At 51.1% G+C, this 13186-nt stretch carries 11 protein-coding genes; 5 read left to right on the forward strand and 6 right to left on the reverse strand.

Annotated elements, in window-relative coordinates:
• Position 1 precedes the first annotated feature (1 nt).
• The 4 genes from ACPXV9_RS12880 to ACPXV9_RS12895 are packed head-to-tail and all read left to right on the forward strand — an operon-like array spanning position 2 to position 4648.
• The gene (locus ACPXV9_RS12880) at positions 2-532 is read left to right on the forward strand and encodes a hypothetical protein (protein ID WP_423897768.1); all 531 of its coding nucleotides are present in this window, start codon (positions 2-4) and stop codon (positions 530-532) included.
• Positions 533-552: 20 nt separating this feature from the next.
• Positions 553-891, forward strand: coding sequence for a hypothetical protein (locus ACPXV9_RS12885; RefSeq protein WP_423897770.1), 339 nt, complete (start codon positions 553-555; stop codon positions 889-891).
• Positions 892-905: 14 nt separating this feature from the next.
• Entirely contained in the window at positions 906-4235 is a 3330-nt protein-coding gene (locus ACPXV9_RS12890) for a pilus assembly protein (protein WP_423897773.1), read from the forward strand.
• Between the two features lie 2 nt (positions 4236-4237).
• Positions 4238-4648 (forward strand): type IV pilin protein, encoded by a 411-nt coding sequence (locus ACPXV9_RS12895; protein WP_423897775.1) that lies wholly within the window; start codon positions 4238-4240, stop codon positions 4646-4648.
• 37 nt (positions 4649-4685) lie between these two features.
• Here ACPXV9_RS12895 and ispH read toward each other — a convergent pair whose 3' ends face one another.
• The 6 genes from ispH to murJ form a co-directional block, all read right to left on the reverse strand.
• Positions 4686-5618 carry a 4-hydroxy-3-methylbut-2-enyl diphosphate reductase gene (ispH, locus tag ACPXV9_RS12900; protein WP_423897778.1) on the reverse strand — a complete coding sequence of 311 codons (933 nt, stop codon included), beginning with the start codon at positions 5616-5618 and terminating at the stop codon, positions 4686-4688.
• Positions 5619-5645: 27 nt separating this feature from the next.
• The gene (locus tag ACPXV9_RS12905) at positions 5646-6089 is read right to left on the reverse strand and encodes an FKBP-type peptidyl-prolyl cis-trans isomerase (RefSeq protein WP_423897780.1); all 444 of its coding nucleotides are present in this window, start codon (positions 6087-6089) and stop codon (positions 5646-5648) included.
• Between the two features lie 32 nt (positions 6090-6121).
• On the reverse strand, positions 6122-6607 hold the full coding sequence (gene lspA / locus ACPXV9_RS12910) for a signal peptidase II (RefSeq protein ID WP_423897783.1): 486 nt from the start codon (positions 6605-6607) through the stop codon (positions 6122-6124).
• Positions 6608-6618: 11 nt separating this feature from the next.
• Positions 6619-9417 (reverse strand): isoleucine--tRNA ligase, encoded by a 2799-nt coding sequence (gene ileS, locus ACPXV9_RS12915; protein ID WP_423897785.1) that lies wholly within the window; start codon positions 9415-9417, stop codon positions 6619-6621.
• Between the two features lie 55 nt (positions 9418-9472).
• Positions 9473-10423 carry a bifunctional riboflavin kinase/FAD synthetase gene (gene ribF, locus ACPXV9_RS12920; protein WP_423897788.1) on the reverse strand — a complete coding sequence of 317 codons (951 nt, stop codon included), beginning with the start codon at positions 10421-10423 and terminating at the stop codon, positions 9473-9475.
• Positions 10424-10529: 106 nt separating this feature from the next.
• Positions 10530-12110 carry a murein biosynthesis integral membrane protein MurJ gene (gene murJ, locus ACPXV9_RS12925; protein WP_423898006.1) on the reverse strand — a complete coding sequence of 527 codons (1581 nt, stop codon included), beginning with the start codon at positions 12108-12110 and terminating at the stop codon, positions 10530-10532.
• A 169-nt stretch (positions 12111-12279) separates the two neighbouring features.
• On the opposite strand from murJ, the gene ACPXV9_RS12930 reads away from it, so the two are divergent.
• On the forward strand, positions 12280-13176 hold the full coding sequence (locus tag ACPXV9_RS12930) for a hypothetical protein (protein WP_423897789.1): 897 nt from the start codon (positions 12280-12282) through the stop codon (positions 13174-13176).
• Positions 13177-13186: the final 10 nt, after the last annotated feature.

The raw sequence follows: 13186 nt of genomic DNA on the forward strand, positions 1-13186 counted from the left end.
CATGAGAAATTCATTCACCCGACTCAATCATCCGATATCGGCCAAAGAACAAAAGGGGGCAACTCTGCTTGTCAGCCTAGTATTACTGTTATTGCTTACCATTATTGGCATCAGCTCCATTGAGGATGTTTCTCTGCAAAGCAACATGGTGCGCAACAGCCAATTTAAAATGCAGGCTTTTAATGTGGCATTAAGTGAAAGTAATGCCCAGTATGCCAATGTAAATCAAAACTTTCTGTCGGCTATTATTCAAAGCGCTGAAGCCTACATCTACTCCGGCGAAGAACTGGCCATGACCTCGCCTGATAATCCGTTTCAGCAGGATGTCGTTATGAACTATGACGGAAATGCTGGTGGTGTGGTCGCCAAAAAAGCCAGCAAAGCGATGGACCTGCAAGGCTTTGATACTTACTACTTTTCTCTTGATAGCGACGCTTCTTTAACCAATACGGGAACCCAATCCAGTCAAGTTCAGGGAATTGAATATATTGGCCCCAAAATGGACGCCGGCAACAGCGACCAAGTGCCTTGATAAAACCAGAGGATACGACAATGAAAACACCGATCACATTTGCACTGTTTTTTGCAGCAATAATCACCAGCCTAAGCACTCAGGCGGTTGTTATTGTCGAGATTAAGAATGTCACTCTTGAAGGTGCATCTCTGGAAATACTCCACAACCCGGAAACAGGCGCAGGGACTATTATTGCCCGCGAGTCGGACTGCGATAAATGCAAACCCGTTTCCCTTGGTTACTCCAAACCACTGAGCTTTAGCATCAATGGTGTCAAAGAAGTTTACACCGGCGACAGTCCGAAACTCGGTCAAGGCGACATAAGCTATGACCCGGAAGAGCTGACTGTTGATCACCTCAATCTGTATCAAGAATAACAGAGGTTACTGCCATGAAAATCAAATTCCCCTCGCTTCTCACTCTGATGGCGACCGCTTTTACTGCTTCACTTCTGTCGGCCCCTGTATATAGTGACGACACCGATATCTTTGTTGAAATTGAAGAAGAAGGCGCTGCCGACTATCAACCCAATGTACTGTTTATTTTTGATACATCCGGTTCCATGGGCGGCACTATTACCATCCGTGAAGATTACGACCCAACCTTCAGTTATGGCTCGTCGGACCCTTCCCGTGTCTACGTATACAATTCCAGTCTAACCACTTACATCAGATCAATCAGTGCATCGCAAAACAGTTGCAGTGCCATGACCTCTCAGATTGCGGATCGTGTAGCCTCTAATGATGGCGACCCCACCTGGTATGGCCGCGCCGGCTACTGGCAAATCCGGTCCAACCGCAGCGATCGCTGGAGAAGCATTTGCAGTAGCTGCAGCAGCTTCAAATCCACATCCATCGTGGATTGTCGGGAAGATCAGGGCAAGCACGGAATAGACGACGACAGCACCGCTGTCTATACCCGCAACTACACAAATGGCAGTCCCTACACCACGTCTTCTTCCAGCGCCTTCAACTGGAGCGGCATCAACAGCTACTACTATGTATCCGCGAATTATCACGATTACCTGCAAAACACTACGGCAGTGTCGCGTTCCAAAATTGACATTATGAAAGATGAAGCCATTGATCTGGTGAACAATTTTGAAGGTCTGAATTTTGGTTTGATGCGGTTTGATAATACCAGCGAAAACGGTGACGGTAGTGACGATGGCGGCTACGTTATTCAGGAATTTACCGACATCACCTCCACCACAGCCAAAAACACAATCAACAGTAAAATCACCGCACTGACAGCCAACGGCTATACACCGTTGGCCGAAAGCTTGTGGGAAGCTGCCCTCTATTATCAGGGAAACAGCCCGATTTACGGCAATGTTACCCCCGCAGACGGCGACGCTTTTGATGGCAGTAAGTACAAAACACCCATCGTAAACTCATGCCAGAAAAATCACATTGTCCTTTTGACCGACGGTCAACCTGTCAGAGACGGGGGTACAGATAGTATTATTCGTGGCAAGACCGGAAAATCCTGTTCTCACAGCGACAACACAACCAGTTCCAATAACACTTGCCTAGATGAACTTTCCGAATACCTGTTCAACGAAGACCAGTACGATGGCTTTGATGGTGATCAGACCATTTCCACCTACACCATTGGTTTTGCCATTGATATGGACCTGCTGCAACAAACGGCGGCTAAAGGTGGCGGCAAATACTACACCGCAGGTAACTCCACAGAGCTGAAGGCTGCGTTTACCGAAATTATTGCCGACATTTTGGATACCAACACTACCTTTACCGCTCCGGCCGTAACGGTGAATGCCTACAACAACTTGCAACATAAAAATGAGCTGTATTACGCCATCTTTAAACCGAAATCACGCACCCGCTGGCCGGGTAACATCAAGCGCTATCAGATTACGGCAGATGGTGAGGTTGTCGACGTTAATGGCATTAATGCCGTGGACGAAAACACCGGTTTCTTCCAAAGCGGCGCACAAAGCTGGTGGTCTGAAGCAATAGATGGCGACAAGGTTGAATCCGGCGGTTTCAGTGAACAACTGCAAACTATAAGCACCATGTACACCTATACATCCGAATCGGCACCTACCGGCGCGGTGCTAAACACTTCTGATCATATATTCAGCACAAGTAACACCAAACTGACCAATGAGTTACTGGGGCTACCCGATGGCACGGCAGATGCTGAGCGCGAAAAGCTGATCCAGTGGGCTCTTGGTGTTGATGTCGACGATGTTGATCCGGAAGACAACACCCACAACTTCGTAGCCGACCCACTTCATACACGTCCCGTGGTGGTTACCTACGGCGGCACCAGCACAGCTCCAGATGACGTGGTATTTTCCATGACCAATATGGGAATGCTTCATGCCATCGACACAGATAACGGCAACGAAATCTTCCGTTTTATGCCGCAAGAGCTGCTGCCAAATATAGATACCCTTTATGAAGACTTTGCTACTGAAGAAAAAGTCTATGGTCTGGATGGCCCCATCAGTGTGTGGCGCAAAGAAAGCAATGATGCTGACTTCAATATCGAGCCGGCTGATGGGGACAAGGTCTATCTCTACTTCGGCATGCGACGTGGCGGTAACAATTACTACGCTATGGACGTAACCGATCGCTACAACCCTAAACTGCTGTGGCGCATTGAAGGAGGCTCCGGGCAATTCTCCAATCTCGGACAATCCTGGTCTGCCCCTCAACTGGCCAACGTCAACTGGAACTGCGACAGCAATGGCGATAACTGCCAGAAGAAAACGGTGCTCTTCTTTGGCGGTGGCTATGACAATGTTCATGATACGGCCACTGGCCCTACAAGCGGTGATGTGGGCAGTACTATCTACATGGTTGATGCCGAGACCGGAGATCTGATTTGGTCTGCAGGCAACAGTGGTGACGACCTGTCATTGCCACTGCAAAACAGTATCCCATCCGACTTGGTTCTCGGTGATATGACGGGTGACGGTAATGTGGACGTACTCTTAGCGGTAGACATTATGGGTCACTTCTGGCGCGTGGACTTCAATGAGGAAACCACCAGTGTTGCTGACTTTGCGACAGGTGGGATGATCGCCAATCTTCAGGGCACCAGCGGAAGTGAACTGCGCCGTTTTTATCATGCCCCAGGCGTAGCGGCGGTATCACCGCCAGGTGAAAGCTCCTACTTTATTGTCAGTGCAGGTTCAGGTTACAGGGCATCACCCAAAGAGGAAGACATCAATGATCGTTTTTACACCCTCTTTGTCGACAGTGTGTTTGGCCCACCTACCGACAATGATGGGAATATTGAGTACACCACTGTTGAAGACGACGACTTGCTTGATGCCACCAATGAAGTGGCCGACAGGACAAGCAATGCACCTAACGGTTTCTATATTCGGCTGAGCGGTCAGGGCGAAAAAGTCCTCTCAACGCCGTTTATTTTCTCTGGAACGGTATTTTTCACCACTTACCTGACCAGCGGTACACCGAATCAATGCGGGGTCAATATTGGCTCTGGCCGTCTCTGGGCCGTTGGCGCAGGTACGGGGGTAGGCCTGATTGGTAATGACCGCAACATTGATCTTAAACATGGCGGCATTCCATCTTCTCCAGTGTTGGTTCTTGTAGGCAACGATGATGGCGCCACAACACCTGTATTGTGTATTGGTACCGAGTGTTTCAAAGATGGTGATGCCGGTGGCATACCTCTGCCAAACGATGTACAACTCAACAAAACCTATTGGCGCGAGGAATAACCATGATGAATTCAAACACTAGGAATAAACATCAGGGATTTTCCCTGATCGAGTTAATGGTGGTCGTCGCGATACTTGGCCTCTTGGCCAGTATCGTTATGCCTGCGTATCAAGAGAACGTCCGAACCGCCCGACGGACAGATGCGATGATTATTCTTGCCCAAATAATGCAGGCTCAGGAACGCTTCTTTGTAAATAACATAACCTATACGACAGCACTGACTGATTTAGGGTTTGCTTCCAACACCGTCACATCAGAAGCAGGCTTCTATCAGATCAGCGCACAGGCTTGTGGGGGAGGCATCAATGAATGTGTGAACTTAGTTGCCACAGCTCAGGGAGATCAAGTAGAAGATGGTGATTTAACCATTAACTCCCAAGGCCTTCGAACTGGAAATTGGGAGACCAATTAAAAAAAACCGGCTTATGCCGGTTTTTTTATTTTGCGATTTATCGAAGTTCTTTTGGCAGCGAAAAACTGATATTTTCTTCTCTGCCAGCCACTTCAACCGATGCCTGAGCGCCCAATTCCTGCAGCCTCGACACCACATCCTGCACCAGATTTTCCGGTGCAGAAGCCCCTGCGGTAATACCGATAGCGCGCTTACTGTCGAGCCAGGCAGTCTCAATATCCTGTGGCCCGTCAATCAGATAGGACTCGGAGCCGCAGCGCTCGGCCAATTCACGCAGACGATTGGAATTGGAGCTATTGGGTGAACCAACGACCAACACCAGATCATTTTCCAGGGCCAGTTGTTTCACCGCATCCTGACGATTCTGGGTGGCGTAGCAAATGTCGTCTTTGCGAGGCCCCTGAATATTGGGAAACTTTTCACGCAAAGCATCAATCACTTTGGCTGTATCATCCATGGACAGAGTCGTCTGGGTAACGAAATACAGGTTATTCGGATCATTAACTTCGAGGCGGGACACATCCGCTTCATCCTCCACCAGGTAGATAGCGCCACCCTGAGCAGCATCGTACTGCCCCATGGTGCCTTCCACCTCAGGGTGCCCTTCGTGTCCGATCAAAACACACTCAGCGCCGGAACCGGAATAGCGAACCACTTCCATATGCACTTTGGTCACCAACGGGCAGGTGGCATCAAAGACTCTTAAACCCCGATTTGCCGCTTCTTCCCGCACCGCTTTGGAGACACCGTGGGCACTGAAAATCACAATGACATCGTCCGGCACTTCATCCAGCTCTTCAACAAACACCGCGCCACGACCACGCAAACTATCGACTACAAATTTATTGTGAACCACCTCATGACGGACATAGATAGGCGCACCAAAAACATCAAGCGCCCGGTTCACAATATCGATTGCACGATCCACTCCGGCACAGAAGCCACGGGGATTCGCCAGATGAATATCCATAGTCATCACTTCTACCTGAACAGGTTATTACTGAGCCGCTGGGGCTACATCAATAATTTCAACTTCAAAGACAATATCGCGACCAGCCAGCGGGTGATTAAAATCGATGGTAACGGTTTCATCATCAAAACCATAAACAACGCCAGGCATTTCAGCCTTCTGGGCATCGGCGAAAGACAGCATTAAGCCTTCTACCAATTCGATATCTTCGGGAAACTGGCTGCGGGGCATTTCCTGCCGATTATTGGTGTTAATCGCACCAAAGCCATCTTCAGGTTTGATAACAAAAGCACCCTTTTCTCCAGTCTGCAAACCGAACAGCGCCTTTTCAAAACCGGGCAGCAGACTGCCATCGCCGACTGCAAAAGACGCCGGAGTTTTATCGAAAGTGGAATCCACCACATCACCATTTTCCAGTTTTATAGCAAAATGCAGGGTAACCTGAGTACCCTCACCAATTGTTTGACTCATAACTTTCTACTGCTGTTAAAAACTTTTAAAAATTAAGCCGCATCCGCCGGCTTCTTAAAACTGCCCAAAAGCAGGATAGCGGCACCGGCAACGATGGCACTGTCGGCCAGATTGAAGGCAGGCCAATAGTGTTGTTGATAGTGGAGCACAATAAAATCCACCACATAGCCCAACATCACTCGATCGTATAAATTGCCCAGCGCGCCACCAAGAACCAGAGCCAACGCCAGTGACTCCCAGAAATTGCTGTTTTTAAGACGAGCCAGCCACACCACCAGCACCACACTGACCACGCTGGCAACCACACCAAAAAACCAGCGCTGCCATCCACCGGCATCACTCAGAAAACTGAATGCGGCACCGGTGTTATGCAACAGTGTAAAATTGAAAAAATCGGTAATGACCCACGGTTGCCCATAGACAAAGCTGGCACTGACCCACATCTTACTGCCCTGATCGAGCAGCAAGACCAACAGAGCCAGCCCATACCATTTCCACACCGACTGATGCACTGTCATAACTCCGGCCATCAAGCGAACAGACGCTGCTCACCCTCGCCAGCAACGTTATCTACGCAGCGGCCACACAGCTCGGGATGCTCTTCGAACGAGCCAACGTCTTCACGGACATGCCAGCAGCGTGTGCACTTTTCACCCGCAGCTTTTTCTACCAATACGGACAGACCCTCAACTTCGGTCACTTCCGCACCTGCGACATCTCCCACAACCACCTCCGCTTTTGAGGCAATCAGGATAAAGCGCAACTCATCACCGAGCTCACTCAAACGATCGGCCAGGGATTGGTCGCAGGCCAGAGTAACGGACGCCTGCAGAGAGCCCCCCACAACGCCCTCGGAGCGTTTGGCTTCAATCACCTTGTTAACGGCGTCTTTGACATTGGCTACAAAGTCCCAGTAATCACTGCCCTTCTCTACCGAGGCCGGCAATCTTGGCAACTCGTACCACTCAGAAACAAACACCGGCTCACTGTGCTCACCGGGAATCTGTGCCCAGATCTCATCCGCGGTAAAGCTCAGAATCGGCGCAATCCAGCGGGCAAAGGCCTCAACGATATGATACAGCGCCGTCTGTGCCGAGCGACGGGCAACACTGTTTTCCTGAGTGGTGTACTGGCGATCCTTGATGATGTCCAGATAGAAGCCACCCAGATCCACCACACAGTAGTTGTGCAGCTTCTGGTAAATCATATGAAAGTTGTAGCTGTCATAGGCTTCAATAATTTCTTCCTGCAACTGCGCCGCGCGCTCAACCGCGTAGCGATCCAGCGACAACATGTCTTCCGGCGCCAGAGCATCGCTGACAGGGTCAAAACCGTTGAGGTTCGACAACAGGAAACGGGCCGTATTGCGAATCCGACGATAAGAATCAGCCGTACGCTTGAGAATTTCACCGGAAACACGCATCTCACCACTGAAATCCGTGGCGGCAACCCAAAGCCGAAGGACATCGGCACCCAAATCATTCACAACCTTCTGTGGCGGAATAACATTGCCTAGTGACTTGGACATCTTGTGACCTTTCTCATCCACGGTAAAACCGTGGGTCAGAACCGCTTTATAGGGCGGCACACCATTGATGGCCATGGACGTTTTCAGGGATGACTGGAACCAGCCACGGTGTTGATCTGAGCCTTCCAGATACAGATCCGCCGGAAATTGCAGCTCATCACGCTCACGCATCACAGCGTGATGGGTGACACCGGAATCAAACCATACATCCAGAGTATCGGTTACCTTGGTGTACTGGTCGGCGTCTTCACCCAACAACTCAGCGGCATCCAAATCAAACCAGGCATCCATCCCCTCAGCTTCAACCTTGGTTGCTACCTGCTCAATCAATTGGTTGGTGCTCGGGTGCAACTCCTGGGTGTCTTTGTGGACAAACAGAGCGATGGGCACTCCCCAGGTACGCTGACGGGAGATACACCAATCGGGGCTGGAATCGAGCATGCTGTCGATACGCGCGCGTCCCCAATCGGGAATCCACTGTACGTTTTCTACGGCTTCTTTAACATCACCCAACAGGTGGTTTTTGGTCATGCTGACAAACCACTGCGGAGTTGCACGGAAAATCAATGGCGTTTTGGTCCGCCAACAGTGGGGATAGCTGTGAGTAATCTTGGTGGCATGCAACAGTGCGCCCCGCTCTTCCAGAACAGCCAGCACCTTGTCATCGACCTTGTATACATGCTCACCGGCAAACAGCTCAACACCGTCACGATAGACACCGTGATCATCGATATAATTCAGGGTTTCAATACCATTGGCCGATCCAACGTTGAAATCGTCCACACCATGATCCGGAGCGGTATGCACACAGCCGGTACCCGCATCGGTGGTCACATGGTCGCCAAGAATAACCGGCACAATGCGATCATAGAATGGGTGATTCAGCTCCAGCCCTCCCAACTTGGCACCTGTGGTGCGACCCACAATTTCAAATGATTCAATTCCTGCACGCGCCATAACAGACTCATGCAGTGCCTCGGCCAGCAGCAAGCGTTCAGCACCGGCCTGCACCACCACATAATCCAGATCGGCATGCATACTCACTGCCTGACTCGCCGGCAATGTCCAGGGGGTTGTGGTCCAGATAACCACCGATACGGTTCCATCACCCCCGAGATCCGCAACGGCAGATTCCAGTTTTGCCATATCGGCCACCGGGTAGCGAACATCAATGGAGTTGGAGGTCTTGTCCTGATATTCCACTTCGGCCTCAGCCAGCGCGGAACCACCCACCACACTCCAATAAACCGGCTTAAAGCCCTTATGCAGATGCCCATTCTCGGCGATTTTCCCCAGCGCGCGAATGATGTCCGCCTCGAACTTGTAATCCATGGTCAGGTAGGGCTTGTCCCAATCACCCTGAATACCCAGACGGATAAAGTCTTTTTTCTGACCTTCTACCTGTTTGGCCGCATAGTCCCGGCACTTCTTGCGGAAGGTCTTGAAATCCACCTTGACGCCGGCCTTGCCAATTTTCTTCTCGACGTTGTGCTCAATCGGAAGGCCATGACAATCCCAGCCAGGAATGTAAGGGGCATCAAAACCGCTCAGGGTTTTCGACTTGATGATGATGTCTTTAAGAATTTTGTTAACCGAGTGGCCAATGTGAATATCACCATTAGCGTAGGGAGGCCCATCGTGCAGGATAAACTTTTCCCGGCCCGAGCGAGCCTTGCGAATCACTTCGTAGAGTTTGTTGTCCTGCCATTTTTTCAGCATCTGGGGCTCGCGTTGTGCCAGATTGGCCTTCATGGCAAAAGCCGTCTTGGGTAGATTCAAAGTGGCTTTGTAGTCGGTCATAGTTCTGCGTACTCTAAATGTAAATTTGGCTCAAAGTTGTTTACCCGCTCAGGGGTTACTCTGCAGCGGCAAAATAGGCTTTGGCCTGATCGATATCGTTGTATATCTGTTGCTTTAAAGCATCCAGTGATTCAAATTTTTGCTCATCACGTAACTTCTGCAAAAATCTGACGGTCAAAATCTTGCCGTACAGATCACCGGCAAAATCCAAAAGATGCACCTCAAGAATGGGCTTAAGCTGTTCGTTAATGGTCGGGCGAACTCCAACATTGGCAACACCGGCAGCGCTTGTGCCATCCGCCAAGGTAGCTTCCACGGCAAACACACCGCGCAATGGCGCCCGATAGCGATGCAGGGCCACATTGGCGGTGGGCACACCCCACTGCCGCCCTAACTGCTGGCCGAAACCAACGTGACCGGCAATGGTATAAGGTCTTCCCAACAGGGTTTCAGCCTGATGCAAATTGGCCTGTTCAAGCTCGCCCCGAATTCGGGTGCTGCTGACTCGCTGGCCATCCATTTCGAAGGTGTGGGTATCCTGAACCTCAAAGTCCGATGTCTTACCGACCTGCTTCAGCAATTGGTAATCACCACTGCGATCACAACCAAAGCGAAAGTCATCTCCCACCACCAGAAAGCGGGTACCCAAGCCATCAACCAAAACCTGATCAATAAATTGTTGTGCCGTCAGGCTGCGCAGGCGCTCATTGAATTGCAGACAACAAATGTAGTCGATACCGGCAGCCATTAAGGCGACGACCTTTTCACGCAGACGCATCAGACGAGGGGGCGCCTGTTCACCGGAAAAGAACTCGTGCGGCTGAGGTTCAAAAATAATAGCGACTGAGGGCAACCCAAGCTCGTGGGCGTGCTGCTTCAACTGCCGGATAATGGCCTGATGCCCCAAATGCACACCATCGAAAGAACCAATGGTGACAACGGTCTGCTTCGGCGCACGATCTAGGTTGTGCAATCCGCGGATAAATCTGAAGGGTTGTCTTGCCACTGGGTTTGTCTTTCGCTGGTTTCTTCGGGTTACTGATCTGGCTGACGCACTTGTGATCAAAGGGCCGAAGTATAACCCAGTCCTGGTGCCTGTTAATACCTGGAAATCAGGCCCGCGCCAGCATTTTCTTGAAATCCAGACCAGAGAACAGCAACACCAGCAGATAAACCAGCAAACCGGAACCACAGAGCAAGCCCAACACCCAGACTCTGTGCAGCCAGCCCCAAGCAGCCCAACCGCTCAATTGGGCCAACCACCAGACAAGCAACACTCCCATAGCGAGATTTGCCAACAGCAGCTGAACCCCAAAACGCAACCAGCCCGGTGCCGGGCGCAACACCTGATCACGACGCAAACCACGGTACAACAAACCGGCATTGAGAAACGCCGAGCCCGCCGTTGCCAGAGCCAACCCCACATGCCCCATATTGAACTGGGTATAAAAGATCCAGACAAACACCAGGTTCAGCCCCATATTGGCCACCATCGCGACAATGCCGATGCGCACTGGTGTCTTCATATCCTGCCGGGCAAAGTAACCTGGGGCCAGCACCTTGATCAGCATAAATGCCAACAAACCCAGTGCGTAGGCCCGCAAACTCCAACTGGACATCAGAATGTCATTGGCCGTGGTTTTACCGTACATAAACAGGGTCATCAGAATCGGCTCCGCCAGAATCACCAGCGCCACCGCGGCGGGCAAAGCCACCAACAGAATCATGCGAATGGCCCAATCCAACGTTGCCGAAAATTTTTCCGGATCATCGCCTGCGTGCTGCCTGGACAGCCCCGGCAGGATGACGGTCGCCACCGCAATACCAAACACCCCGAGAGGCAACTCAGCCAGGCGATCAGAGTAATACAGCCAGGAGACACTGCCGGTGGGCAAAAACGACGCCAGCACCGTATCGAGCAACAAATTGATCTGACTGACTGACACCCCGAACACCGCCGGGGCCATCAGAGTCAAAACCTTCTTTACCCCTTTGTCGTGCCAATCCACCTTGGGAGCAGGCATCAACCCCAGCCGCATCAAAAACGGCAGCTGAAACAGCAACTGCATCACCCCGGCGGCAAACACCCCCCAGGCCAGCGCCATTACCGGCTTGTCAAAGTGCGGGGCGGCGATCACAGCCGCCGAGATCAGGGCCACATTCAGCAGCACCGGAGTGAATGCAGGCACGGCAAAACGGTCATAGCTGTTGAGAATCGCTCCAGCAAGTCCGGTCAGGGAAATCAGCAACAGATAGGGGAAAGTAATCCGAATCATGTCGCTGGCAAGCTGAAATTTTTCCGGCTGATCAATAAATCCCGGCGCAAAAATTGCCGTCAATACTGGTGCACCCAATACCGCCAACGCCGTCACAAACACCAAAGTTATCCCCAGACAACCGGCAACCCGATCTATCAGCCCCTTGATCGCCGCCTGACTGCCCTGAGTACGATACTCCGACAACACCGGCACAAAAGCCTGAGCGAAAGCCCCTTCAGCAAACAGACGTCGTAAAAAATTGGGAATCTTGAAAGCCACAAAAAAGGCATCGGCACCGGCCTCAGCACCAATAAAGCGGGCAAATACCACATCGCGAATCAGACCCAGAATCCGCGACAGAAACGTCATCACACCAACCACCGCACTGGAGCGAAGCAAACTGGGGGGTGGTTTGACACCAGCCGGTTCCGTCACCTGACCTGCTTTTTGTTTTATTTCTTCTGGATTATCCAAACCAGCCTTCTCTTACCCTGCGATGCGTTTAAAAAAAGAATTTTACACACAAGATCACCAAAGCCGTAATTTTTGCTTTAATAGGCTCACAACACAGCACCATGACGCCTCTATTCAAGCTGGAGCCAAAGTGACCACACCGGATTACCTGCAACATTTTTTGCGCCAACACCGACTTCCCGACAGTTACCTGACGACCGCAAACCAGTGGTATCAATCTCTGGCAGAGACAATAGCCCGACAAAAGACAGCCGCAGAGACCTATTTTGTCGCCATCAACGGCACTCAGGGATCCGGTAAAAGCACCCTGGCCGCGTATCTGGAAACGGAGCTGACCCACCAGCACCAACTGTCTGTAGCCGTTGTCTCAGTTGATGATTTTTATATGACCCGCCAGCAGCGCAGCGATCTGGCTTCCGACATCCACCCTTTGCTGTTAACCCGTGGCGTCCCGGGCACCCACGACGTTGAACTGGCCCACAGCACGCTGGACCAACTGTCAAAATCGGAAGGAAATATTGCCCTGCCCCGTTTTGATAAAGCCATTGATGACCGCTACCCAAGGGAAACATGGCCACAACAACAATGCCCCTGCGACATTGTGATACTGGAAGGCTGGTGCATGGGGGCACAACCCCAGAAGACACTGGAGCCCGCTTGTAACCCACTGGAAAGAAATGAAGACCCCGAAGGAATCTGGAGACAATACGTTAACACCACCCTGCAACGGGATTACCTGCCACTGTTTAATCGCTTTAACCTGTGGATCATGCTCAAAGCGCCATCATTCAATCAGGTTTTCCAGTGGCGCCTGGAACAGGAACAGAAACTGGCGCAAGTCAGTGACGGCAACCAGATCATGTCGGAGCAACAAATCCAGCGATTTATCCAGCATTACCAACGCCTGACAGAAAATTGCCTGCAGGAGCTGCCAAAAAAAACCCACTACTGCTTTCAACTCGATGACAAACGCCAACCCCAGTCACTGGATAATAATCTGGATCTTGATGCGCGCGCCCTATTTTGAATGATGGGCG

Source organism: Candidatus Pelagadaptatus aseana (assembly GCF_040362265.1).
Lineage (GTDB): Bacteria > Pseudomonadota > Gammaproteobacteria > Pseudomonadales > Cellvibrionaceae > Pelagadaptatus > Pelagadaptatus aseana.